This window comes from Cedecea neteri (assembly GCF_000757825.1).
Classification (GTDB): Bacteria; Pseudomonadota; Gammaproteobacteria; order Enterobacterales; family Enterobacteriaceae; genus Cedecea; species Cedecea selenatireducens.
In genome coordinates this window covers 3,142,340-3,167,234 of the sequence record NZ_CP009451.1, presented here as the reverse complement: position 1 = coordinate 3,167,234, position 24,895 = coordinate 3,142,340, and the positions used below count along the sequence as shown (strand labels likewise).

At 53.9% G+C, this 24,895-nt stretch carries 25 protein-coding genes and 2 tRNA genes; 8 read left to right on the top strand and 19 right to left on the bottom strand.

Annotated elements, in window-relative coordinates:
* Positions 1–274 precede the first annotated feature (274 nt).
* Positions 275–2,410 carry an anaerobic ribonucleoside-triphosphate reductase gene (gene nrdD, locus JT31_RS14725; RefSeq protein WP_038478571.1) on the top strand — a complete coding sequence of 712 codons (2,136 nt, stop codon included), beginning with the start codon at positions 275–277 and terminating at the stop codon, positions 2,408–2,410.
* Positions 2,411–2,547: 137 nt separating this feature from the next.
* Positions 2,548–3,012, top strand: a complete 465-nt coding sequence (nrdG, locus tag JT31_RS14720) for an anaerobic ribonucleoside-triphosphate reductase-activating protein (RefSeq protein ID WP_038478568.1) — start codon at positions 2,548–2,550, stop codon at positions 3,010–3,012.
* A gap of 30 nt (positions 3,013–3,042) precedes the next feature.
* On the opposite strand, the gene JT31_RS14715 is transcribed toward nrdG, so the two are convergent.
* Positions 3,043–3,396, bottom strand: coding sequence for a winged helix-turn-helix transcriptional regulator (locus JT31_RS14715; protein WP_052049003.1), 354 nt, complete (start codon positions 3,394–3,396; stop codon positions 3,043–3,045).
* Between the two features lie 121 nt (positions 3,397–3,517).
* Between JT31_RS14715 and JT31_RS14710 the strand changes: the two genes are divergently transcribed.
* The gene (locus JT31_RS14710) at positions 3,518–4,048 is read left to right on the top strand and encodes an NAD(P)H-dependent oxidoreductase (RefSeq protein WP_038478566.1); all 531 of its coding nucleotides are present in this window, start codon (positions 3,518–3,520) and stop codon (positions 4,046–4,048) included.
* Positions 4,049–4,081: 33 nt separating this feature from the next.
* Here the strand turns inward: JT31_RS14710 and JT31_RS14705 are convergent, their stop codons facing one another.
* On the bottom strand, positions 4,082–4,729 hold the full coding sequence (locus JT31_RS14705) for an NAD(P)H-binding protein (protein WP_038478563.1): 648 nt from the start codon (positions 4,727–4,729) through the stop codon (positions 4,082–4,084).
* 83 nt (positions 4,730–4,812) lie between these two features.
* On the opposite strand from JT31_RS14705, the gene JT31_RS14700 reads away from it, so the two are divergent.
* Positions 4,813–5,331 (top strand): type 1 glutamine amidotransferase domain-containing protein, encoded by a 519-nt coding sequence (locus tag JT31_RS14700; protein ID WP_038478560.1) that lies wholly within the window; start codon positions 4,813–4,815, stop codon positions 5,329–5,331.
* Here JT31_RS14700 and JT31_RS14695 read toward each other — a convergent pair.
* Positions 5,328–5,756 (bottom strand): YhbP family protein, encoded by a 429-nt coding sequence (locus tag JT31_RS14695; RefSeq protein ID WP_038478557.1) that lies wholly within the window; start codon positions 5,754–5,756, stop codon positions 5,328–5,330. The genes JT31_RS14700 and JT31_RS14695 overlap by 4 nt on opposite strands.
* Before the next feature lie 53 nt (positions 5,757–5,809).
* Between JT31_RS14695 and JT31_RS14690 the strand changes: the two genes are divergently transcribed.
* Positions 5,810–6,103, top strand: coding sequence for a GIY-YIG nuclease family protein (locus JT31_RS14690; protein WP_038478553.1), 294 nt, complete (start codon positions 5,810–5,812; stop codon positions 6,101–6,103).
* Here the strand turns inward: JT31_RS14690 and JT31_RS14685 are convergent.
* Both JT31_RS14685 and ubiT read right to left on the bottom strand, forming a co-directional pair.
* A complete protein-coding gene (locus JT31_RS14685; protein ID WP_038478550.1) occupies positions 6,100–6,603 on the bottom strand; it encodes a GNAT family N-acetyltransferase in 504 nt (167 codons plus the stop codon). The genes JT31_RS14690 and JT31_RS14685 overlap by 4 nt on opposite strands.
* Positions 6,597–7,121 (bottom strand): ubiquinone anaerobic biosynthesis accessory factor UbiT, encoded by a 525-nt coding sequence (gene ubiT / locus JT31_RS14680; RefSeq protein WP_038478547.1) that lies wholly within the window; start codon positions 7,119–7,121, stop codon positions 6,597–6,599. The genes JT31_RS14685 and ubiT overlap by 7 nt, the downstream gene beginning before the upstream one ends.
* 254 nt (positions 7,122–7,375) lie before the next feature.
* On the opposite strand from ubiT, the gene ubiU reads away from it, so the two are divergent.
* The 3 genes from ubiU (at position 7,376) to JT31_RS14665 (ending at position 10,409) form a co-directional block, all read left to right on the top strand.
* Positions 7,376–8,371: a ubiquinone anaerobic biosynthesis protein UbiU gene (gene ubiU / locus JT31_RS14675; protein WP_038478544.1), complete on the top strand. Its 996-nt coding sequence runs from the start codon at positions 7,376–7,378 to the stop codon at positions 8,369–8,371.
* A gap of 8 nt (positions 8,372–8,379) precedes the next feature.
* Positions 8,380–9,258, top strand: a complete 879-nt coding sequence (locus JT31_RS14670; protein WP_419177760.1) for a U32 family peptidase — start codon at positions 8,380–8,382, stop codon at positions 9,256–9,258.
* A gap of 143 nt (positions 9,259–9,401) precedes the next feature.
* Positions 9,402–10,409 carry a luciferase-like monooxygenase gene (locus JT31_RS14665; RefSeq protein WP_038478538.1) on the top strand — a complete coding sequence of 336 codons (1,008 nt, stop codon included), beginning with the start codon at positions 9,402–9,404 and terminating at the stop codon, positions 10,407–10,409.
* 42 nt (positions 10,410–10,451) lie between these two features.
* On the opposite strand, the gene mtr is transcribed toward JT31_RS14665, so the two are convergent.
* The 14 genes from mtr to secG form a co-directional block, all read right to left on the bottom strand.
* On the bottom strand, positions 10,452–11,696 hold the full coding sequence (gene mtr, locus JT31_RS14660; RefSeq protein ID WP_038478535.1) for a tryptophan permease: 1,245 nt from the start codon (positions 11,694–11,696) through the stop codon (positions 10,452–10,454).
* A 157-nt stretch (positions 11,697–11,853) separates the two neighbouring features.
* On the bottom strand, positions 11,854–13,794 hold the full coding sequence (locus JT31_RS14655; protein WP_038483143.1) for a DEAD/DEAH family ATP-dependent RNA helicase: 1,941 nt from the start codon (positions 13,792–13,794) through the stop codon (positions 11,854–11,856).
* A complete protein-coding gene (gene yrbN, locus JT31_RS23735; protein WP_099458804.1) occupies positions 13,787–13,864 on the bottom strand; it encodes a protein YrbN in 78 nt (25 codons plus the stop codon). The genes JT31_RS14655 and yrbN overlap by 8 nt, the downstream gene beginning before the upstream one ends.
* A gap of 110 nt (positions 13,865–13,974) precedes the next feature.
* Positions 13,975–14,859, bottom strand: a complete 885-nt coding sequence (gene nlpI, locus JT31_RS14650; RefSeq protein ID WP_038478532.1) for a lipoprotein NlpI — start codon at positions 14,857–14,859, stop codon at positions 13,975–13,977.
* A gap of 117 nt (positions 14,860–14,976) precedes the next feature.
* Positions 14,977–17,106 (bottom strand): polyribonucleotide nucleotidyltransferase, encoded by a 2,130-nt coding sequence (gene pnp, locus JT31_RS14645; RefSeq protein WP_038478529.1) that lies wholly within the window; start codon positions 17,104–17,106, stop codon positions 14,977–14,979.
* Between the two features lie 247 nt (positions 17,107–17,353).
* Entirely contained in the window at positions 17,354–17,623 is a 270-nt protein-coding gene (rpsO, locus tag JT31_RS14640; RefSeq protein ID WP_002434239.1) for a 30S ribosomal protein S15, read from the bottom strand.
* Between the two features lie 154 nt (positions 17,624–17,777).
* The gene (gene truB, locus JT31_RS14635; protein ID WP_038478523.1) at positions 17,778–18,722 is read right to left on the bottom strand and encodes a tRNA pseudouridine(55) synthase TruB; all 945 of its coding nucleotides are present in this window, start codon (positions 18,720–18,722) and stop codon (positions 17,778–17,780) included.
* On the bottom strand, positions 18,722–19,123 hold the full coding sequence (rbfA, locus tag JT31_RS14630) for a 30S ribosome-binding factor RbfA (RefSeq protein WP_038478520.1): 402 nt from the start codon (positions 19,121–19,123) through the stop codon (positions 18,722–18,724). Before rbfA ends, truB begins: the two co-directional genes overlap by 1 nt.
* A 65-nt stretch (positions 19,124–19,188) precedes the next feature.
* Entirely contained in the window at positions 19,189–21,879 is a 2,691-nt protein-coding gene (infB, locus tag JT31_RS14625) for a translation initiation factor IF-2 (RefSeq protein ID WP_038478517.1), read from the bottom strand.
* Between the two features lie 24 nt (positions 21,880–21,903).
* Positions 21,904–23,391, bottom strand: coding sequence for a transcription termination factor NusA (nusA, locus tag JT31_RS14620; RefSeq protein ID WP_038478514.1), 1,488 nt, complete (start codon positions 23,389–23,391; stop codon positions 21,904–21,906).
* A 27-nt stretch (positions 23,392–23,418) separates the two neighbouring features.
* Positions 23,419–23,871 (bottom strand): ribosome maturation factor RimP, encoded by a 453-nt coding sequence (rimP, locus tag JT31_RS14615; RefSeq protein ID WP_071843016.1) that lies wholly within the window; start codon positions 23,869–23,871, stop codon positions 23,419–23,421.
* Positions 23,872–24,084: 213 nt separating this feature from the next.
* A tRNA-Met gene (locus JT31_RS14610) sits at positions 24,085–24,161 on the bottom strand.
* Positions 24,162–24,220: 59 nt separating this feature from the next.
* Positions 24,221–24,307: transfer RNA gene (locus JT31_RS14605), tRNA-Leu, on the bottom strand.
* A 49-nt stretch (positions 24,308–24,356) separates the two neighbouring features.
* Positions 24,357–24,689: a preprotein translocase subunit SecG gene (gene secG, locus JT31_RS14600; protein ID WP_038478508.1), complete on the bottom strand. Its 333-nt coding sequence runs from the start codon at positions 24,687–24,689 to the stop codon at positions 24,357–24,359.
* Positions 24,690–24,895: the final 206 nt, after the last annotated feature.

Sequence of the window (24,895 nt, the reverse complement as noted above, 5' to 3'; positions counted from 1 at the left end):
CCACCGTCTCTGCCGCCCCCGATTTACTTTGTTCTGCATCAATAAAATCGCAAACATGTTTGATGCAAATCACTATATATAGACCTTAGAATGCACCTCGGCCCTACATGTTGTATCTATCGACTATTATAACAACAACGTCCGCAGGATAAGTTTGGGGATTATCTGTGGATAAAAAGGGCCGAGTTTCGGGAAGTTTTGACAGGACAAACGGCTACGCGCTCCCGAATACGCCCCTACCTATGTGGATAACCTAAAAATAAACGGAGAAATCATGACACCGCATGTGATGAAAAGAGACGGGTGCAAGGTACCTTTCACTTCAGAGCGCATCAGAGAAGCTATTCTGCGTGCAGCTAAAGCAGCGGGAGTCGATGACGCGGACTATTGCGCCACCGTCGCAGAGAGCGTCAGCCAGCAGATGGCAGGCCGCAGCCAGGTAGACATTGGCGAGATCCAGATCGCCGTGGAAAACCAGCTCATGGCCGGTAACTACAAGCAGCTGGCGCGCGCCTACATTGAGTACCGCCATGACCGCGATATTGAGCGCGAGAAGCGTGGTCGTCTGAACCAGGAAATTCGCGGCCTGGTTGAGCAGACTAACTCCGCCCTGCTTAACGAGAACGCCAACAAAGACAGCAAGGTGATCCCAACCCAGCGAGATCTGTTGGCCGGGATCGTCGCCAAGCACTATGCCAAGCAGCACCTGCTGCCGCGTGACGTCGTGCTGGCACACGAGCGCGGTGATATCCACTATCACGATCTCGATTATTCTCCGTTCTTCCCAATGTTTAACTGCATGCTTATCGATTTGAAAGGCATGCTGACCCACGGCTTCAAAATGGGTAACGCCGAGATTGAACCACCGAAGTCTATCTCTACGGCCACGGCGGTAACGGCGCAGATAATTGCCCAGGTTGCCAGCCACATTTACGGCGGCACCACCATCAACCGTATCGACGAAGTGCTGGCGCCGTTTGTGACCGAAAGCTTTAACAAGCACCGTAAAATCGCCGAAGAGTGGCAGATCCCGAATGCTGAGGAATATGCACATTCCCGCACCGAGAAAGAGTGCTACGACGCTTTCCAGTCCCTTGAATATGAAGTGAATACGCTGCATACCGCCAACGGGCAAACGCCGTTTGTTACCTTTGGTTTTGGCCTCGGCACCAGTTGGGAATCACGCCTGATCCAGAAGTCTATTCTGCGCAACCGCATCGCTGGCCTGGGCAAAAACCGCAAAACTGCGGTGTTCCCAAAACTGGTCTTTGCAATCCGTGACGGCCTGAACCACAAGTTTGGTGATGCCAACTACGACATCAAACAGCTGGCGCTGGAATGTGCGTCTAAGCGCATGTATCCGGACATTCTTAACTACGACCAGGTTGTGAAAGTGACCGGCTCGTTTAAAACCCCAATGGGCTGTCGCAGCTTCCTGGGCGTGTACGAAGAAAACGGCGAGCAAATCCACGACGGGCGTAACAACCTCGGCGTAATAAGCCTGAACCTGCCGCGCATTGCGCTGGAAGCCAAAGGGGATGAAGCTGCTTTCTGGAAACTGCTGGACGATCGTTTACAGCTGGCGCGTAAAGCGCTGATGACCCGCATTGCCCGTCTGGAAGGCGTCAAAGCTCGCGTGGCCCCTATCCTCTATATGGAAGGCGCCTGCGGCGTCCGCCTGAAGGCCGACGACGACGTGTCTGAGATCTTTAAAAACGGCCGCGCGTCGATTTCGCTGGGCTATATCGGCATTCATGAAACGGTTAACGCTCTGTTCGGTAATCAGCATGTGTACGACAGCGAAGCCCTGCGCGAGAAAGCCGTTGCTATCGTGGCTCGCCTGCGCGAAGCCACCGACAGCTGGAAAGAAGAAACCGGCTACGGCTTTAGCCTCTACAGCACCCCAAGCGAAAACCTGTGTGACCGCTTCTGCCGCCTTGATACCGCAGAATTCGGCGTCGTACCGGGCGTGACCGACAAAGGCTACTACACCAACAGCTTCCACCTCGACGTGGAGAAAAAGGTTAATCCTTACGACAAAATCGACTTTGAGGCTCCGTACCCACCGCTGGCTAACGGCGGCTTCATTTGCTACGGCGAATACCCAAATATCCAGCACAACCTGCGGGCGCTCGAAGACGTGTGGGATTACAGCTACAAGCACGTGCCGTATTACGGCACCAACACGCCGATCGATGAATGCTATGAGTGTGGTTTTACCGGCGAGTTCGAATGTACCAGCAAGGGCTTTACCTGCCCGAAATGCGGCAATCACGACGCCGCGCGCGTGTCGGTTACCCGTCGCGTATGTGGCTACCTCGGCAGCCCGGACGCTCGTCCGTTCAACGCCGGCAAGCAGGAAGAAGTTAAGCGTCGCGTTAAGCACCTGGGTAACGGGCAGATCGGCTAAGTCATTTAGCCATTTCCCCTCACCCTAACCCTCTCCCCTTAGGGGAGAGGGAACCGTCGAGCATGTTGTTACATCCTGCGCTGGTTTTCTCCCTCTCCTGTGGGAGAGGGCTGGGGTGAGGGCATCAGGCCAATACTATGAATTATCATCAATACTACCCCGTCGACATCGTCAACGGCCCCGGCACTCGCTGCACGCTGTTTGTCTCAGGCTGCGTGCATGAATGCCCCGGCTGCTACAACAAGAGCACCTGGCGCTTGAATTCAGGTATGCCGTTCACCCCAGAAATGGCCGACCGCATTATTGCCGACCTCAACGATACCCGCGTTAAGCGCCAGGGTATTTCGCTTTCGGGCGGTGACCCGCTGCACCCACAAAACGTGCCGGAGATTCTTAAACTGGTGCAGCGCGTACGCGCCGAATGCCCCGGCAAGGATATCTGGGTCTGGACGGGGTATAAGATTGATGAGCTGGACGCTGCCCAGCAAGAAGTGGTTGCGTTAATTAACGTACTGGTAGACGGCAAGTTTGTTCAGGATTTAAAAGACCCGGCGCTTATCTGGCGCGGCAGCAGCAACCAGGTCGTGCATCACCTGCGTTAAAGCCGGCTTCCCGACGGCCAGCGGGAGGCCTCACTTCAGCCCATCATGGCGATGCACGTTACCCCATTCACACATCATATCCAGCACCGGGATCAGCGACTTACCGCGCCCGGAAAGGCTGTACTCGACTTTTGGCGGGATCTGCGGGTATTCGTTGCGGATAATCAGCCCGTCGCTCTCCAGCTCTTTCAGCGTCAGGCTCAGGGTTCTGAATGAGATGGTATCGATGCAGCGCTTAAGCTCGTTAAAGCGGATCACCGGTTTATGCTCCGCCAGCGCATAAAGAATGATCATTTTATATTTCCCATTCACCAGCGACAGCGTATAGGCAAAGCCCGTATCGCCCATAAATGCGCAGGAATCCGGCGCGATCTCTTCGCTCATGACACTATCCTTTTGTATAGTACATATCAACAATGACAGTATTGTACTTTAATTTAAAGCTGCCTATGATGCAAAACATAAAATAATCGCTGACGGTCAGCCACTCCGTAAGGAATTAGATATGAAAACGTTAATTGTTGTTATTCACCCCAATATCGATGAGTCAAAAATCAATAAGCATTGGGTAAGTGAAGTAGAAAAATACCCGGAGTTATATACCGTGCACAATCTTTATCAGACTTATAAAGATGGCGCTATTGATGTTGAAAGAGAACAGAAACTCATTGAGCAACACGATAAAATTATTCTGCAATTTCCACTGTACTGGTTTAATAGCCCGCCTTTATTGAAGCAGTGGCTGGATGAAGTCTTTACCTACGGCTGGGCATATGGCTCTACCAGCGGGCATAAACTCAGAGGCCGCAAGTTTGCGCTGGCGGTAAGCGCAGGGATTAAGGCAGAAGATTTCTCACGCGAGGGGCGTTACCACCATTCGCTTCAGGAAATACTTCTGCCCTTTGAAATGACGGCGAAATATGTCGAAGCAGATTATCAGCCGTTTTATGCTTTTTACGGTGCCGAATATGAAGTCCCGGCCCAACAGCTGGAAAACAGCGCTAAAGGATATATTGATTACCTGCAGTCCTTTTAATATTTAGCCTTTACCGCCTGGGTATTCATCTTCTCAATAATATTTAGCAGCTAATTCCCGTAGCTGACCTGAGTCGAGGATCGTCACGCCTTCCCGTGCTGGATTGAACGCTTCAGAAAGCATCGCTTTCGCCACGTCCACTGACTCAATAGCTTTTAGCTTGCCGGGCAGCATTTTGAAAATCGGCACCATCAGCGTTTCATTTAACCTCCGGGCGTGGCGATCTCCCAGCAGCATTGAAGGCCGGGCAAGCGTCAGCCGTGGCCAATTTTGCGCTATCAGCGCGTCTTCCATTTCGCCCTTAACGCGGTTGTAGAAGAACGGCGAGCGGCTGTTCGCCCCCAGAGCGCTGACCACCAGCATATGTGTTGCACCCAGCCGGAGGCCAGCAAGTGCGGTATCCACCACCAGCGTATAATCGACGAGGATAAAGGCTTCTTTGCTGCCCGCATCGCGTAGCGTCGTTCCCAGGCAGCAAAAGACGGTATCGACCGGCTCAGTGACCTGCGCGAGCGCATCGGAAAGCTGCGGATCGTGGGGATTAACCACTTTGTTCAGGGCCACCTGCAGCGGGCGGCGAGTGGGTGCAGCAATAGTGCTAATCCGGGAGTCCTGGTTAAGCAGACGAAGTAAATGGCCGCCGACAAGCCCCGTGGCTCCGGTGATTAAGATTCGACTCATAATGCCTCCTGTTCTCGCTAAGCGCTTGCAATGTCAGCATGGTAGTCCAGGCTTAATAGTGCCACAAACATAACGGAGGAAAGATGAGCAAGAAAATTGCAGTTCTGATTACCGACGAGTTTGAGGACTCTGAATTCACCTCACCGGCTGAGGAGTTTCGTCAGGCCGGACACCAGGTAATCACTATCGAGAAGCAGGCGGGAAAAACGGTTACCGGCAAACAAGGCGAAGCCAAAGTGAAGATAGACAAGGGTATCGACGACGTCCGCCCTGCCGACTTTGATGCCCTGTTGCTCCCTGGCGGCCATTCCCCTGACGCCCTGCGCGGCGACGATCGGTTTGTCAGCTTCACCCGCGATTTTGTTAACACCGGAAAACCCGTGTTTGCCATTTGTCATGGCCCACAACTGCTGATCAGCGCAGACGTGATACGCGGCAGGAAGCTCACTGCGGTAAAACCTATCGTCGTTGATGTGAAAAACGCCGGTGCGGATTTTTACGATCGTGAAGTCGTCGTTGATGGACATCAGCTGGTCACCAGTAGAACGCCTGAGGATCTGCCGGCGTTTAATCGTGAAGCATTGATTCTGCTGGGCCGCTAGTCCTCACGCAACCAGTGTAGCTTTTTCCCGAAACCAAGCGTGTTGTCGGTCATTTTCAGCTCATCGAGCCGAATTTCCCACATCGGAGCCGACATCACGCGCGCAATCGGAAAACGCTTTAAGTAGCGCCGACGATAGTCCACCGCTTCTTCTGCCGCAAGCAGGCGGATCCCCCCTCGAAACTGCACGCCGCGGATAAGCGCCACGGTTTTAGGCTGGCCGTTTATCGTGCCGGCAACCGGCGCCTGCTCTCCAATCAGCTCGCCGTGGCGTGAAGTGGTTTCGCTCAGCAAATAGAATGCCACCCGCTCGGCATCGAAGATATAAAAAGCATTCGCACACCAAAGCGAGTCCCCGCTGCCCACGCAGTAGCTCAGAACATGTTGTTTTGTCAGCCAGCGGCTGATGGCATTGAGTGATTCCATCGTCATCCTGAACAGTGATACTCTGCGGCAAATGCTAATTATGCGCCCGCACTATGACTTCCTGGTATCTCTATTTAATCCGCTGCACCGATAACCGCCTGTATACCGGCATTACTACCGACGTAGAGCGTCGCTTTGCCCAGCATCAGGCTGGCAAAGGGGCGAAGGCACTGCGTGGTAAAGGGGAGCTTGCGTTGGTATTCAGTCAGGCTGTGGGCGACCGCTCGCTGGCGCTGCGAGCTGAATACAGAATTAAGCAGTTGAGCAAGGCCGAGAAAGAGCGGCTGGTTGGAGGGAAGATGCCCCTTGAAGACCTGCTCGCAAGCCTTCAAGGGAAAACCCGTTAAACGTTGTTGAAGTGGTCCGAATACTCGACCAGGCCGCTAACGCCGTTTAAGGCATCATCAGCCAGAGGATGTACCTGGAATGCCGCTTCGGTACCCGGCCAGCTGCAACGGAGGTCGTAACGGGCCGCAGGCTGGAAGCCAAGATGACCGTACATCTCCGGCGAACCCAGCGTGACCACCGCGGCGTAGCCAAACTCGTTCAGGGAGTCCAGCCCTTCATATACCAGCTGTTTGGCAATGCCCTGACCGCGTACGGACTCGTCTACCGCCAGCGGAGCAAGCCCAACCCACTGTAGCTCTTCACCCTCAACGGCGACCGGGCTGAAGGCGACGTAGCCAATCACCTGCCCTTCATCATCGGTTGCGACGAGACCCAGCGTTAACAACCCATCTTCCCGCAGCGCCTTGACCAGCTCAGCTTCGCCTTCGCCTTCAAAGGAACGGCGTAACAGCGCGTCGATGCCAGGGGCATCAATGGGGATCTCTACACGAATTAACATGGCTCACCTATCGAATTACCTTCAGAGGCGGGGTTATGTCTCAAACCTGCCTCAACAAAATCAGCCAGCTGTAACAGCAGGATGCGTAGCGGTTTCGGCATCGCATCCAGCTCAATGGCATCCATTAGATTCTTCACATATAACCCGAGTTCCGTGTCGCCTTCAATCACCAGGCGACGCTGGAAAAATAAGGTATCCGGGTCCTGCTTGCGAGCGGCTATCAGCAACAGGTCGTTGGCCTCAGCGCTAAAGCTCACGTCTGCTGGCGCATCGTCGCACACCAGCAGCTTATTGTCCTCAACGGAAGTAAACCACTTCAGCCCAAGGTCACGGACTTCAATACTTAGCCAGCGGCCAGCCAGAAAGTCCAGCTCTCCGTCCTGCAGCGCCTGACGAAACTGCCAGCCAAGCACCTGCTCCAGAACCTGACGCTTAACGGCAAAAGGGGTTAATCTGACCGGAACCCGCAGCAAAGAAGGACCAGCCTGAACCAGGCGAGAACGCAGTTTATCGAACACGGGTTTAGCTCCTTTAAAAAATTTGCCGTTATTTTGCCATAACGACAATTCCCGGTGACGCGCCAAATCAACAATTCCGCAGGTTGCTGCGGGGCCGAATTAGCGCCGGGCCCACTAAGCAATACGCCTTTCTCTGCCTCAAATCAAAAATTGTCGCCGACAGGTTAACTAAAATCCCGGTTCGTTAACAATTTGCTGCCCGTCCCTGTGCAGCGCGGGCATTTATTCGTGCCCCCTATGATTCAGGATAAATTATGGAGTTGCTTTGCCCGGCCGGAAACCTTCCGGCGTTGAAAGCGGCCATCGATAACGGTGCAGATGCGGTGTACATCGGCCTGAAAGATGATACCAACGCGCGTCATTTTGCAGGCCTTAACTTCACCGAGAAAAGGCTGCAGGAAGCCGTCAGCTACGTGCATCAACGTCGCCGTAAGTTGCATATTGCCATCAATACATTCGCTCATCCGGACGGTTATGTACGCTGGCAGCGAGCGGTTGATATGGCCGCGCAGCTTGGGGCCGATGCGCTGATCCTGGCGGATTTAGCCATGCTGGAATATGCGGCTGAGCGCTACCCACACATTGAGCGCCACGTGTCGGTCCAGGCTTCGGCCACGAATGAAGAAGCGATCCGTTTTTATCATCGCAACTTTGACGTTGCCCGCGTGGTACTTCCGCGCGTGCTTTCTATTCATCAGGTTAAACAGCTCGCTCGCGTCACGCCGGTGCCGCTGGAAGTATTTGCCTTCGGCAGCCTGTGCATAATGGCCGAAGGCCGTTGCTATCTTTCGTCTTACCTCACCGGCGAGTCGCCGAATACCGTGGGCGCCTGTTCGCCTGCTCGCTTTGTGCGCTGGCAACAAACGCCGCAGGGGCTGGAATCTCGCCTCAACGACGTACTGATCGACCGCTATAAGGACGGCGAAAATGCCGGGTATCCAACGCTCTGCAAAGGACGTTACCTGGTTGACGACCGCCCCTACCATGCGCTGGAAGAACCCACCAGCCTTAACACGCTTGAGCTGCTCCCGGAACTGCTGGCCGCGAACATAGCCTCTGTAAAAATCGAAGGCCGCCAGCGCAGTCCGGCTTACGTTACCCAGGTGGCAAAGGTCTGGCGTCAGGCTATCGATCGCTGCATGGCGGATCCTAAAAACTACCAGGCACAGCCCGCCTGGATGGAAGCGCTGGGATCGATGGCCGAAGGCACCCAAACGACGCTCGGTGCCTATCACCGCAAATGGCAGTAGGAAAAAGCATGAAATATTCATTAGGGCCGGTGCTTTACTATTGGCCAAAAGAGACGCTGGAAAAGTTTTATCAGGCGGCGGCCAAAAGCCGTGCCGACGTTATTTATCTGGGCGAAGCGGTATGCAGCAAGCGCCGGGCAACCAAAGTCGGCGACTGGCTGGATATGGCTAAAATGCTCGCCAACGAGGGCAAGCAGGTAGTGCTTTCCACGCTGGCGCTGGTGCAGGCTCCGTCGGAATTGGGCGAACTTAAGCGCTACGTAGAAAACGGCGATTTTCTGATTGAGGCCAATGATATCGGCAGCGTAAATATGGCCGCAGAACGCAAGCTGCCGTTCGTCGCCGGACACGCCCTCAATTGCTATAACGCCGTTACGCTACGCCTGCTGCATAAGCAGGGCATGATGCGCTGGTGCATGCCGGTAGAACTCTCCCGCGACTGGCTCGCCAATATGCTTAACCAGTGCGATGAACTCGGTATCCGCGATAAATTCGAAGTGGAAGTGCTGAGCTACGGCCATCTGCCGTTGGCTTATTCCGCTCGCTGCTTCACCGCACGCTCTGAAGACCGCGCCAAGGATGAGTGCGAAACATGCTGCATTAAGTACCCGAACGGCCGGGATATGCGTTCTCAGGAGCAGCAGCAGGTCTTCGTGCTGAACGGCATTCAGACCATGAGCGGCTATGTTTACAACCTCGGCAATGAGCTGACGTCGATGAAAGGGCTGGTGGATATCGTTCGCCTGTCGCCGATGGGCTTAGGGACGCTGGATATTCTTAACGCGTTCCGCGCCAATGAAAACGGCAGTGCTCCGCTTCCGCTGGCTAACCGCAGCGACTGTAATGGCTACTGGCGGCGCGTTGCAGGGCTGGAGTTACGGGCCTGATAATAGCTCACTTTGTTAACAAGTCTGGTCATTGTTTAATGCACTATTAAAGGTGCAGCTTTTCTGGCCGGCGCGGTATTCCTGCGCCAGGCTGGAAGAAGACCTTCAATCTGATGACTACGCTGTAACAAAAGTGAGCGGTTATGACTGACAAAAATATTGCTTTCTCGGTGCTCGATCTGGCGCCGATCCCTCAAGGCTCCTCGGCGCAGGAGGCTTTTTCCCACTCTCTGGATCTTGCCCGGCTGGCCGAAAAGCGCGGCTATCACCGTTACTGGCTGGCAGAACACCACAATATGGTCGGCATTGCCAGCGCGGCAACATCGGTGCTGATTGGCTACCTGGCCGCGAATACCACCACGCTGCATTTAGGCTCCGGCGGCGTGATGCTGCCTAACCATTCACCGCTGGTCATTGCCGAGCAGTTCGGCACCCTGAATACGCTCTACCCGGGGCGTATTGACCTTGGCCTTGGACGAGCGCCGGGCAGCGATCAGCCCACCATGAGGGCGCTGCGACGCCATATGAGCGGCGACGTTGATAACTTCCCACGGGATGTCGCGGAGCTGGTTGACTGGTTCGATGCCCGCGACCCAAATCCACACGTTCGCCCCGTGCCTGGCTATGGGGAAAAGGTTCCGGTTTGGCTGCTAGGCTCCAGCCTGTATAGCGCCCAGCTGGCGGCACAGCTTGGTTTGCCGTTTGCCTTTGCCTCGCACTTTGCGCCTGACATGCTGTTCCGCGCGCTGCAGCTGTACCGCGAGAACTTCAAGCCGTCCGGGCGGCTGGCAAAACCTTACGCGATGGTGTGCATCAATATCGTGGCAGCAGACAGTACCCGGGACGCGGAGTTTCTGTTTACTTCCATGCAGCAGGCGTTTGTTCGACTGCGTCGCGGCGAAACCGGGCAGCTGCCGCCGCCGGTGGAAAATATGCATCAGCTTTGGTCTGCCTCTGAGCAATATGGCGTCCAGCAGGCGCTGAGCATGTCTCTGGTGGGGGATAAAGCGAAGGTACGTCACGGCCTTGAGTCCATCCTGCGTGAAACCGAAGCGGATGAAATTATGGTTAACGGACAGATTTTCGATCATCAGGCTCGTTTGCATTCGTTTGATTTGGCGATGCAGGTTAAAGAAGAGCTTTTAGGTTAGCGTTGTATCAGGCCCTTTCAGTCTGAAAGGGCCCATTCATCTTTACTTATAAACCGGCAGCACATCGAAGGTAGAAAGGATGTGTACCAGCGCGTTGCCCACGCCAAAGACCAGAATCAGGGCAATCATCGGCTTACCGCCCCATACCCGGAATTTAGGGCTACCAAAACGCTTACGGGAAGCCCTGGCAAGCAGCGCGGGGACAATCGCAGCCCAAATAGTCGCCGCCAGTCCCGCATAGCCAATGGCATACAGGAAGCCGTTCGGCCACAGCAGGCCACCGATAATCGGCGGAACAAAAGTCAGCAGCGCCGTTTTCAACCGTCCGAACGCGGAATCGTCAAAACCAAACAGATCCGCCAGGTAATCGAACAGCCCCAGCGTAACGCCGAGGAACGAGCTCGCTACCGCAAAGTTTGAGAACACCACCAGCAGCAAGTCGAGGCTCCGGCTGTTGAGCACGCCGCTCAGCGCCTGAACCAGCACGTCAATATTACCGCCTTTCTCCGCGATGCCGACGAACTCCGGACGAGGAATATTCCCCATCGTCCCCAGCAGCCAGATAGCGTACAGCACCAGCGCCATCAGCGTGCCGTACACCAGGCAGCGAATAATGGTGCGTGGATCTTTGCCGTAATACTTCATCAGGCTCGGCACGTTGCCGTGATAACCAAAAGAGGCCAGGCAGAACGGCAGCGTCATCAGCAGATATGGCGTATAGGAAGCATTGCTCTCCGCGACGTTAAACAGCGTTGTCGGCGTTACGTGCCCAAGCAAGCTGCCGAAGGTCAGGAAGAAAGTGATGACCTTCGCGCCCAGGACAATCGCCGTCATGCGGCTCACCGCTTTGGTGCTCAGCCAGACAATAAACGCGACGACCAGCGCAAACACCAGCCCCGCCAGGCGAGCCGGCACGTCGAGCGACAGCGCCGAAAATGTATGATGCAGGATAGAGCCGCTGGCCGAGATGTAGGCATAGGTCAGGATATAAAGAACAAAGGCAATCGACAGGCCGTTTATCGCGTTCCAGCCTCTGCCCAGCAGGTCTTTGGTAATGGTGTCGAAGCTGGAGCCAATGCGGTAGTTAAGGTTCGCCTCCAGGATCATTAACCCGGAATGCAGCATACAAAACCAGGTGAACACCAGCGCGGCCAGTGACCAGAAGAACCAGGCACCCGACATCACCACGGGTAAAGAAAACATCCCTGCGCCAATGATCGTCCCACCGATAATCATTACGCCGCCTATTAACGAAGGCTTTGTGCCGGGGGAGGTTAAAGTTGTCATATCGAATCCCTGAAGAGAGGCATAACGCGACGAAATTGTCTGATGCGAATCATTGTACCAGTACATGAGTACGAAAGGGATAAAAAAAAGCCCCGATTGCGATAACCGGGGCTTTTCCGACTGCCGTTTAAAAATAAAACGGCAGATTATAGGTCAATTATGCATCACCAAAGCGACGACGTGCGGTTGCGGCACCGTCTTCACGACGCGGGCCACGGCCACCTTCACGGCGTTCACCGCTGAAGCTACGACCAGCCCCGGCACCGGCTCCTGCACCAGCGCCTTCGCGACGTGGACCACGACCGCCTTCACGACGCTCGCCACCGAAGCTACGACCGCCGCCGTCGCGACCGCCACGGCGTTCACCGCTGCGCTCTGGACGAGGCTGAGCATCACCCAGCAGCTGCATATTCATCGGCTTGTTCAGAATACGAGTACGGGTAAAGTGCTGCAGAACTTCACCCGGCATGCCTTTCGGCAGCTCGATGGTGGAGTGGGTCCCGAACAGCTTGATGTTACCGATGTAACGGCTGCTGATGTCGCCTTCGTTAGCGATAGCGCCAACGATATGACGAACTTCAACACCATCATCACGGCCCACTTCGATGCGATACAGTTCCATATCGCCAGCTTCGCGACGCTCACGACGTGGACGATCTTCACCACCACGCTCTGGACGGTCACCACGCGGGCCACGGTCATTACGGTCGCCGCGACGTTCGAAACGATCGTCACGCTCTTTGAATTCACGACGTGGACGCATTGGTGCATCTGGTGGCAGAATCAGAGGACGCTCACCCTGAGCCATTTTCAGCAGGGCTGCAGCCAGCGTTTCGATATCCAGCGCTTCTTCAGCGGAAGGCTGAATTTTTGCCAACAGCGCACGGTACTGATCCAGATCGCTGCTTTCCAGCTGCTGCTGAACTTTAGCGGCGAATTTAGCCAGACGACGCTCGCCCAGCAGATCTGCGTTTGGCAGCTCTACTTCAGGGATAGTCAGCTTCATGGTGCGCTCGATGTTGCGCAGCAGGCGGCGCTCACGGTTCTCAACGAACAGCAGCGCACGGCCAGCACGGCCAGCACGGCCAGTACGACCGATACGGTGAACGTAAGACTCGGAGTCCATCGGGATGTCGTAGTTAACAACCAGGCTGATACGCTCCACGTCCAGGCCACGGGCCGCAACGTCGGTCGCGATCAGGATGTCCAGACGACCATCTTTCAGACGCTCCAGAGTCTGCTCACGCAGCGCCTGGTTCATGTCACCGTTCAGCGCGGCGCTGTTGTAACCGCTGCGCTCCAGCGCTTCAGCTACTTCCAGGGTCGCGTTTTTGGTACGCACGAAGATGATAGCTGCATCAAAGTCTTCTGCTTCCAGGAAACGAACCAGCGCTTCGTTTTTACGCATGCCGTAAACAGACCAGAAACTCTGGCTGATGTCAGGACGAGTGGTTACGCTGGACTGAATGCGCACTTCCTGAGGATCTTTCATGAAGCGACGGGTAATGCGACGAATTGCTTCCGGCATGGTAGCGGAGAACAGCGCGGTCTGATGTTCAGCCGGGATCTGCGCCATGATGGTTTCAACGTCTTCGATGAAGCCCATACGCAGCATTTCATCAGCTTCGTCCAGAACCAGACCTTTAAGGCCGGACAGGTTCAGCGTGCCGCGTTTCAGGTGGTCAAGCAGACGCCCTGGGGTACCGACAACAATCTGTGGTCCCTGACGCAGAGCGCGCAGCTGCACGTCATAACGCTGGCCGCCGTAAAGGGCAACAACGTTCACGCCGTGCATATGTTTTGAGAAATCCGTCATGGCTTCAGCAACCTGAACCGCCAGTTCGCGGGTCGGGGCCAGCACCAGGATTTGTGGTGCTTTCAGCTCAGGATCGAGGTTGTTCAGCAGCGGCAGGGAGAACGCTGCAGTTTTACCGCTACCGGTCTGGGCCATACCCAGAACGTCACGGCCATTCAGCAGATGTGGGATACACTCTGCCTGGATTGGTGATGGCTTTTCGTAGCCCAGGTCGTTAAGAGCCTGAATGATGGAGGCGTGCAGCCCCAGATCAGAAAAAGTGGTTTCGATGATATCAGTCATGTAGTACATGTGCCTCATTGATGGCGGCCAGTCTACGTAACTCATCGTGAAATTGATCTGCAATTTTCATTGAAAAGTGTGAACCGGCTCAAATTTGATTGATTAACGAACAAAAACGCCCTCACCCGTGAAGGTGATGACTTTAGTTAAAAAGTGTATGGGACGATCGTTGTTCGTCAGCTATTGCTGGTCCGATTCTGCCAGGTCGTCATGCTCCTGGCCCAAGAGCGCTAATTCCAACAATGCATAACGATGCTCAACGTAGTTGTGTACGTTGTTAGCAACCGCTAACTTGAACAGTGCCTTGGCGCTGTCCTTATCCCCCAGACTTAGGTAGTACTTACCTAAATAGAAGTTGGTTTCACTGAGATGCTCAGCGAGCGAGGTGTTATCCGTTGCGTCCGCCTTGAGGCGTTCCATTAGCTCTTTTTCGCTAATGTTGCCCAGGTAGAACTCGACAATGTTCCATCCCCATTGTTCTTTATCCGATTTCTCGAGACGCTGTTGTAGCGCCACTTTGGCCTGTTTTTCGTCCATATTGCGTTCAGCAACATAGAGCCACAGGCTACGGAAAGGATCGTTGGGATCGTCTTGATAAAACGCCAGCAGATCATCTTGCGCTAAACGATAACGACCGCCGTAATAGAGGGCGATACCGCGATTTAAGTGCGCGTAGTTGTAAGTTGGATCAAGCTCAAGTACAGAATCAAACGCTTCATAGGCAGCATCAAAATTGCCTGCCTGCGTTAAATAAATGCCTAAGTAATTGAATACTTCAGGCATATCGGGTCGAATGGCCAGCGCTTGTGAAAAATCATTACGCGCCAGAGCCCTCAGACCGAGACTATCATACAACACTCCGCGCTCATATAAAAGCTGTGCGCGTTCGTCATCGGTTAAAGCCCGACTGGCAAGTATTTGTTCCATGCGTGCCAGAATCACTTCTTGCTGTAGCGTAGGCTGCAGTGGCACCGCTAATACTTCGTTCTTACGCCAGGCAGAGTTGCTGCATCCGGCCAGCGTGATAGCTGTCGCAACGAAACACCAGCGCAAAAAAGGCTTCATTTCCTACTCCCGAAGACAACAAATGGATGAACGTCCTGTCCCCCGGCTGCAAACGAGACTTCCTGTCCCGTAACAAACAGCTCTCCATGTCACCATGGAGAGCTTAATTGGCAAACCTTACTCAGCTTCTGGCGCAGCCGGTGCTGCATCTTCTGCTGGAGACTGCTCGGTTGCTTCTTTAATGCTTAAACGGACGCGGCCCTGACGGTCAACTTCCAGTACTTTCACCGGAACTTCCTGACCCATCTGCAGGTAATCAGTCACTTTCTCTACGCGCTTGTCAGCGATTTGAGAGATGTGAACCAGACCTTCTTTACCACCACCGATGGCAACAAACGCACCGAAATCAACGATACGAGTGACCTTACCGTTATAGATACGGCCCACTTCGATTTCAGCGGTGATCTCTTCGATACGGCGGATAGCGTGTTTCGCTTTATCACCGTCGGTCGCTGCGATTTTCACGGTACCGTCATCTTCGATTTCGATTGTGGTGCCGGTTTCTTCGGTCAGCGCACGAATCACAGCCCCGCCCTTACCGATCACGTCTTTGATCTTGTCTGGGTTGATTTTGATGGTGTGAATACGTGGAGCAAATTCAGAAATGTCGCCACGCGGTGCATCAATAGCCTGTTCCATCACGCCCAGAATGTGCAGACGCGCACCCTTAGCCTGGTTCAGAGCCTCCTGCATGATTTCGCGGGTGATGCCTTCGATTTTGATATCCATCTGCAGCGCAGAGATACCTTCGCGGCTACCGGCAACTTTAAAGTCCATATCGCCCAGGTGATCTTCGTCACCCAGAATATCGGACAGAACAACAAAGTTGTCGCCTTCTTTCACCAGGCCCATCGCGATACCCGCCACGGCGGCTTTGATCGGCACACCAGCGTCCATCAGTGCCAGAGAAGCACCACACACGGAAGCCATGGAAGAAGAACCGTTAGATTCAGTGATTTCAGAAACCACACGAACGGTGTACGGGAATTTATCAGCTTCTGGCATAACGGCCAGCACACCACGTTTCGCCAGACGACCGTGACCAATTTCACGACGCTTAGGCGAACCCACCATCCCGGTCTCACCCACGGAGTACGGAGGGAAGTTGTAGTGGAACAGGAAGCTGTCAGTACGCTCGCCCATCAGCTCATCCAGATTCTGCGCATCACGTGCGGTACCCAGAGTCGCGGTAACCAGCGCCTGAGTTTCGCCACGGGTGAACAGCGCAGAACCGTGAGTACGCGGCAGAACGCCAGTACGCACGTCCAGACCACGAATCATGTCTTTTTCACGGCCATCGATGCGCAGTTCGCCTGCCAGAATACGGCTACGAACAACGTTTTTCTCGATAGCGTGCAGAATGTCAGACAGTTCGCCAGCATCCAGAGATTCGTCTTCTGCGGTCAGGGTTGCAATAACGTCCGCTTTGATGACGTCAACCTGAGCATAACGTTGTTGTTTCTCAGTGATGCGGTAAGCATCGCTCAGGCGGGATTCTGCCAGTGCAGCAACGCGAGCATTCAGCTCTTCGTTTACTGCTTCTGGCTGCCAGTCCCAGCGCGGTTTGCCAGCTTCAGCAACCAGTGCGTTGATTTCCTTGATAACAATCTGCTGCTGATCGTGACCGAAGACTACGGCGCCCAGCATCTGGTCTTCGCTCAGCAGTTCAGCTTCGGATTCAACCATCAGTACTGCGCTTTCGGTACCGGCAACAACCAGGTCCAGCTTGCTGGTTTTCAGCTCTTCAGCAGTCGGGTTCAGCACATACTGGTCATTGATGTAACCAACACGAGCGGAACCGATTGGGCCGTTGAACGGAATACCGGACAGGCTCAGCGCAGCAGATGCGCCAATCATGGCAACGATATCAGGGTGTACCTGTGGGTTTACGGAAACAACGGTAGCAATAACCTGCACTTCGTTGACGAAACCTTCCGGGAACAGTGGACGAACCGGACGGTCAATCAGACGCGCGATCAGGGTTTCGCCTTCGCTTGGACGGCCTTCACGACGGAAGAAGCTACCTGGGATACGGCCAGCAGCGTAGGTACGCTCCTGGTAGTTAACGGTCAGCGGGAAGAAGTCCTGGCCTGGTTTGGCTTTTTTCTGGCCCACAACGGTAACGAATACCGCGGTGTCATCCATGCTTACCATTACAGCAGCGGTAGCCTGGCGAGCCATCATGCCGGTTTCAAGCGTGACCGTATGCTGGCCATACTGGAATTTACGAACGATCGGATTCAGCAAAATAAGATCCTTTAAAATGACGGGCAGCACGTGGCTTCACGCGCCGCCGTTGGTACCCGACCTTCATCGCATCCTCGCGACTAATGACAACCCTAACCCGCTCTTACGGGTAAAGCCTCTCATTAGCCGCGCGAACCTCTGCAATAAAGATCACACTCAGCAACAATACATTAGTTTCCATAGAATTGCTGCCGCCTGGTTGAAAAAAGGGGCCCTTACAGGCCCCTTTTTCTGAAACTCGCAAGAACTAGCGACGCAGACCCAGACGCTCGATCAGGCTGGTGTAACGTGCTACATCTTTACGCTTCAGGTAGTCGAGCAGTTTACGACGCTGAGAAACCATACGCAGCAGACCACGACGGCTGTGGTGATCTTTTTTGTGCTCTGCAAAGTGACCCTGCAGGTGGTTAATCTGTGCAGTCAGCAGTGCAACCTGAACTTCGGTAGAACCACTGTCGTTAGTACCACGACCAAACTCGGAAACGATTTTAGCTTTAGCTTCAACGCTTAGAGACATTTTCAACTCCAACATTATAGATAAATAAACAGGGTGCCGATCTCTAATTCAGCAACCCCAGTGCACGACTGAACCCGTTGTTAAACAATCGGCCAGTCGTTAAGCCGCGCTATTTTACCTGTAGCGCTCTTTTACCGCAAGATAGCGGCAAAAGTCAGACGGGATATTCAACGACCAGACGGCGCGGAGCGACCCGGCCCTCGTCATCGATTATCCCCATACCGATAAATTTCTGCTCTTCGCCTTCGGTAACGCGCACCAGGCCTTCAGCCTGAACACCCGCAGCGCGTACCGGATTGCCGTTTTTAAAATAAACGGCAACCTCTGGCAGCAAGTTCACCAGCGGAAAATCTGAGGCGGGGCTATCCATTGGCATCAGCAGCGGATCCAACAGGTCTGCAGGCTCGACCTCCTGCCGGTGTGCCTGCTCGACCAGCTCACTAAGCTGTTCCAGAGTGACCATGCGCTCAATCGGATATTTACTTACCGCCAGGCGACGCAGGAAAATAACATGCGCACCGCAGCCAAGTTTTTCACCGAGATCGTCAACGATCGTACGGATGTACGTTCCCTTAGAACAGTGAACCTCCAGCTCCAGTTCATCCCCTTCATGGCGAATAAACAGCAGTTCATACACCGTGATTGGGCGAGCTTCACGTTCAACCTCAATACCCGCGCGCGCATATTCGTACAGGGGCTTGCCCTGATGCTTGAGCGCAGAATACATCGATGGAACCTGCTCGGTGTCCCCGCGGAAAGTCTCCAGCGCGGCAGCAAGCTGCCCGGCGCTAAAGTTAACCGGGCGTTCCTGAACGACAATGCCGTCGGCATCAGAAGTGTCGGTACGCTGCCCAAGTTTAGCAATCACGCGATAACGCTTGTCGGAGTCCAGCAGATATTGGGAGAACTTCGTTGCTTCACCGAGGCAGATTGGCAACATCCCGGTCGCCAGCGGATCCAGCGCACCGGTATGGCCCGCGCGGTTCGCGTTATAAAGGCGCTTTACTTTTTGTAGTGCATCGTTGGAAGAGAGCCCCTGAGGCTTGTCCAGCAACAGTACACCATGAATATCACGACCACGACGACGAGGACGACTCATCAATCCTCCTTGCTGTCGTCCGTATTCACGCGACGCTCGTCATCATGACGGATGACATTGGAAACCAGGTTAGACATGCGCATCCCTTCAACCAGCGAGTTATCGTAGAAGAAGGTCAGCTCCGGCACGATGCGCAAACGCATTGCCTTACCAACCAAAGTGCGGATATAGCCAGACGCGTCCTGCAGAACTTTGATGCCTTCTTTGATGGCTTCTTCGTCTTTATCGTTCAGGAACGTTACGAAAACTTTGGCATAGGCCAGGTCACGGGAGATTTCAACACCGGAGACGGTGGTCATCATACCCAGACGCGGGTCTTTAATTTCACGCTGCAGGATAATGGCAATTTCTTTCTGCAATTCCTGAGAAACGCGCTGCGAGCGACCAAATTCTTTCGCCATAATAATTTCTCCAGACAAAACGGGGGGCACACGGCCCCCCTAAGATAGTTGATGCGGTATAGCTATCAGGAGATGGTACGCTTGATCTCGATAATTTCGAAGACTTCGATCATATCGCCCACGCGCACGTCGTTGTAGTTCTTAACGCCGATACCACATTCCATACCGTTACGGACTTCGTTAGCATCATCTTTAAAGCGACGCAGGGATTCCAGCTCGCCTTCATAGATAACTACGTTGTCGCGCAGTACGCGGATTGGGTTATGACGTTTGACCACACCCTCGGTGACCATACAACCTGCGATGGCACCAAACTTCGGTGATTTAAACACATCGCGAACTTCGGCCAGGCCGAGGATCTGCTGTTTCAGTTCCGGAGACAGCATGCCGCTCATCGCCGCTTTTACTTCATCAATCAGATGATAGATGACGGAGTAGTAGCGCAGATCCAGGCTTTCCGCTTCAATCACGCGGCGCGCAGAAGCGTCGGCACGGACGTTGAAGCCAACCAGGATGGCGTTGGATGCTGCTGCCAGCGTAGCGTCAGTCTCGGTGATCCCGCCCACGCCGGAACCGATGATTTTAACTTTAACTTCATCGGTAGACAGTTTCAGCAGGGAGTCGCTGATCGCTTCCACAGAACCCTGAACGTCGGCTTTCAGCACGATGTTCACTTCGGACACTTCGCCTTCAGTCATGTTGGCGAACATGTTTTCCAGTTTGGATTTCTGCTGACGAGCCAGTTTCACTTCGCGGAATTTACCCTGACGATACAGAGCAACTTCACGGGCTTTCTTCTCGTCGCGAACAACGGTCACTTCGTCACCCGCGGCAGGTACGCCGGACAGGCCAAGGATCTCAACAGGGATAGAAGGACCCGCTTCGGTCACTTCACGGCCCATCTCGTCACGCATCGCACGCACGCGGCCATACTCGAAGCCACACAGTACGATATCGCCCTTGTTCAGAGTACCTTCACGCACCAGAACGGTTGCAACCGGACCACGACCTTTATCCAGGAAGGATTCGATTACCACGCCGCTTGCCATACCTTTACGTACGGCTTTCAGTTCCAGAACTTCAGCCTGCAGCAGGATAGCGTCCAGCAGGTCGTCGATACCGGTACCGGCTTTAGCAGAAACGTGGATGAACTGGCTTTCGCCGCCCCACTCTTCCGGCATGATGCCGTACTGGGACAGTTCCTGCTTAACGCGATCCGGGTCTGCTTCTGGTTTATCGATTTTGTTCACTGCGACTACTACCGGTACCTGCGCCGCTTTCGCGTGCTGGATAGCTTCGATAGTTTGTGGCATCACGCCATCGTCAGCCGCAACAACCAGAACAACGATATCCGTCGCCTGAGCACCACGAGCACGCATGGAAGTAAACGCTGCGTGACCCGGGGTATCCAGGAAGGTCACCATGCCGTTGTCAGTTTCTACGTGGTAAGCACCGATGTGCTGGGTAATACCACCCGCTTCACCGGAGGCAACCTTAGTAGAACGAATGTAGTCCAGCAGGGAGGTTTTACCGTGGTCAACGTGGCCCATGATGGTCACAACCGGAGCACGAGTTTCGGTTGCAGCGCCGGTATCACGGTCGCTCATTACCGCCTCTTCCAGCTCGTTTTCACGACGCAGGATAACCTTGTGGCCCATTTCCTCGGCAACCAGCTGGGCGGTTTCCTGATCGATGACCTGGTTAATGGTTGCCATTGCGCCCAGCTTCATCATCGCTTTGATGACCTGAGAGCCTTTAACAGCCATTTTGTTAGCCAGTTCAGCAACGGTAACGGTTTCACCGATCACAACATCACGGTTAACCGCCTGTGCAGGCTTGGTGAAGCCCTGCTGCAGGCTGCTTGGCTTACGCTTGCCTTTACCACCGCGAACGGCTGCACGAGCCTCTTCACGGTCAGCTTTAGATTCGCCGTGTTTGCCGCCTGCCTTTTTCTGGCGAGGAGCTTTAGCCGTTGTAGTACGAGCGCGACCACGCCCGCCTTCTACTTCACGGTCGTTTTCGTCTTCAGCCTGGCGGGCATGCTGAGAAGTGGTGACATGATAGTCAGACTTGTCGTCTTCCACTTTCTCTTGTTCGGCCCACACGCCTGCGTTAGCTTCAGCCAATTTACGGACCTCTTCCGCTACGCGACGTGCTTCTTCTTCGAGTTTGCGACGAGCTTCTTCTTCCGCTTTGCGCTTCAGCTCTGCAGTTTCAGCTTCACGGCGGGCTTTATCGGCCTGGGCAGTTTTCGTCATATCGTCAGTTTGTTGATTGCTCACTTTGTCTTTTTCCGCAGCTTCACGTTTCGCTTTATCAGCGGCTTCGCGCTTAGCTTGTTCTTCAGCATCACGCTTAGCTTTTTCTTGTGCCGCACGTTTGGCAGTTTCCTCTGCCTCACGCTGGGCTTGCTCTTCCGCTTCACGCTGCGCCTGTTCTTCCGCGGCAAGGCGTTCAGCCTCTTGCGGATCACGTTTCACAAAGGTGCGCTTCTTGCGGACTTCGATTTGTACCGATTTACTTTTCCCACCGGTACCTGGAATGTTTAAAGTACTGCGCGTTTTGCGCTGTAAAGTCAACTTATCTGGGCCTGAGCCATGTTCATGGTTCAGGTGAGCCAGCAGAGTTTGCTTCTCTTGCGCCGAAACGGAGTCATCAGCAGACTTCGGGATCCCTGCATCAGCAAATTGCTGTACCAGGCGGTCCACGGAGGTCTGAATCTCTGCGGCCAGCGCTTTTACGGTTACATCTGTCATGCTGTTCCTTCCTGCTACAGTTTATTACGCTTCGCCGCCAAACCAGCAAATGTTACGCGCTGCCATAATCAGTTCACCGGCTTTCTCATCCGTTAAACCTTCGATATCAGACAGGTCGTCAACACCTTGCTCGGCAAGGTCTTCCAGCGAGCTAACACCACGAGCAGCCAGTTTAAAGGCCAGCGTGCGATCCATCCCTTCGAGGTTCAGCAGATCCTCGGCTGGTTTCTTATCGCCAAGGCTCTCTTCTTGTGCCAGAGCCAGTGTGGTGAGCGCGTTTTTAGCGCGATCGCGTAATGCTTCCACGGTGTCTTCATCAAGGCCGTCGATTTCCAGCAGCTCTTTCATTGGCACATAGGCCAACTCTTCAAGCGTGGAGAAACCTTCTTCGACCAACACGGTGGCGAAATCCTCGTCAATGTCGAGGTATTTGGTAAAGGTATCAATAGCCGCATGCGCTTCAGCCTGATGTTTAGCCTGCAGGTCATCAACGGTCATGACGTTGAGTTCCCAGCCGCTCAGCTGTGATGCCAGGCGAACGTTCTGACCGTTACGGCCGATGGCCTGTGCCAGGTTGCCTGCCTCTACCGCGATATCCATCGTATGTTTGTCTTCGTCGACAACGATGGATGCTACGTCAGCCGGTGCCATTGCGTTGATAACAAACTGCGCCGGGTTGTCGTCCCACAGCACGATATCAATACGCTCACCGCCTAACTCTGTAGAAACCGCCTGAACGCGTGCACCACGCATACCAACGCATGCCCCGACCGGGTCGATACGCTTGTCGTTAGTTTTCACAGCGATTTTGGCGCGAGAGCCAGGATCGCGTGCAGCGGCTTTAATCTCGATAACTTCTTCACCGATTTCCGGCACTTCAATGCGGAACAGTTCGATCAGCATTTCAGGTTTGGAGCGGCTAACGAACAGTTGTGCACCGCGAGCTTCAGGACGTACTGCGTACAGCACGCCGCGAATGCGGTCGCCCGGACGGAAGTTTTCGCGCGGCAGCATATCTTCACGCAGAATCACGGCTTCAGCATTGCTGCCGAGATCCAGAGCGATGTTGTCACGGTTAACTTTTTTCACCACGCCGGTGATAATCTCACCTTCGTGCTCACGGAACTGATCGACCACCATCGCACGCTCGGCTTCGCGAACTTTCTGCACGATAACCTGCTTGGCGGTTTGGGTGGTGATACGGTCAAAGGTCACGGATTCAATCTGATCTTCAACGTATTCACCAACCGTGAAGGCCGGATCTTCGAACTGAGCCGCTTCCAGGGTGATTTCACGCGTCGGTTGCGTCACCTCTTCAACGATAACCCAACGGCGGAAGGTATCGAAATCACCGCTTTTGCGGTCGATTTCAACGCGCACGTCAATTTCTTGCTCGTATTTTTTCTTGGTCGCCGTTGCCAGCGCACTTTCCAGCGCTTCGAAAATTTTCTCACGCGGTAGCGATTTTTCGTTGGAAACTGCTTCAACAACAGCCAAAATTTCTTTGTTCATCCTGGGTTTTCACCTCAATCCAAACTATTAAAAGTGGGGTACCAGGTTCGCTTTCTGGATGTTGCTCAGCGCGAACACTTCGTCTTTTCCTTCGACCGTTACCGTGATCATCTCACCGTCTACGGCTTTAATAATACCCTGCCATTTGCGGCGGTTTTGCACAGCCATGCGCAATACAATGCTCACTTCTTCGCCGGTAAAACGAACGTAGTGTTCTGCGGTGAACATTGGGCGATCGAGGCCAGGTGATGACACTTCCAGGTGATAGGCCACGGTGATGGGATCTTCGACATCCAGTACGGCACTGACCTGGTGACTGACATCAGCACAATCATCAACATTGATGCCATCTTCACTATCAATATAGATGCGCAGCGTAGACGTGCGGCCGCGAACGAATTCGATGCCTACAAGTTCGTAGCCCAGTGCTTCGACCGGTGCTGAAATCATCTCTGTTAATTTTTGCTCTAATGTGGACAAGCCCACCCCCAAGACATAAAAAAAGGGCATATAGCCCAGTTATTCTGAAGTCAGATAACAAAAAACCCCGATAAATCGGGGCTTTATATAACTGAACCCTGTATGCCGCAACTGCGGCCCGGACACCGTCCAGGAGAATTTTTTTCTAAATTCTTCGCGAAGGCACCGAAACTGGTGTTCACAGTATATTTGAAAAAGAACTCTCAGGGAAAGTGGTTGCGGGGGCCGGATTTGAACCGACGACCTTCGGGTTATGAGCCCGACGAGCTACCAGGCTGCTCCACCCCGCGTCCGAAAACGTGGCAAATACTACGCCAGAATTGCATAAAATGCAAGAATTGCTAGGATTTGGTACCGAGGACGGGACTTGAACCCGTAAGCCCAATCGGGCACTACCACCTCAAGGTAGCGTGTCTACCAATTCCACCACCTCGGCACTCTTTGAACACGGTAACCTTCATATTACCGCATTGAAGCTGACAAACTTACTGCGGGATATCGCTGCTCGGCTTGGTAGGTGCCGCTGGCGCAGTCTGCTCAGTTTGTGCTGGCTGACTTAAATTTTCCCACTCACTTCCTTTACTGGTTTTGTTGGTGCTGAGATTACCCAGAACCAGGCTCAGAATAAAGAACAACGTTGCGAGCACACCGGTCATGCGGGTCATGAAGTTACCAGAACCACTTGAACCGAATAACGTAGCGGAAGCGCCTGCTCCGAAGGAGGCTCCCATATCAGCGCCTTTACCTTGCTGCAGCATAATAAGACCTACAAGGCCTAACGCTACAATAAGGAAAACAACCAAAAGAGCTTCGTACATAATCAACCTGTTCCTTGCGGGGTTACCGCACGCCAATTGCTTCAAACCAGTTAAGCGGATACGTTTGTCATTACCCACTGAAGCGGGTGAGAATACTAACCAAAGCCAGACTGGTGCGCAAGGGCAATTTATTAACAATGCACTGACTGCGGAAAAAAACAGCAAACAATCAGTATTCGGTAGAAGAACAGGCGGCAACTGCCGCC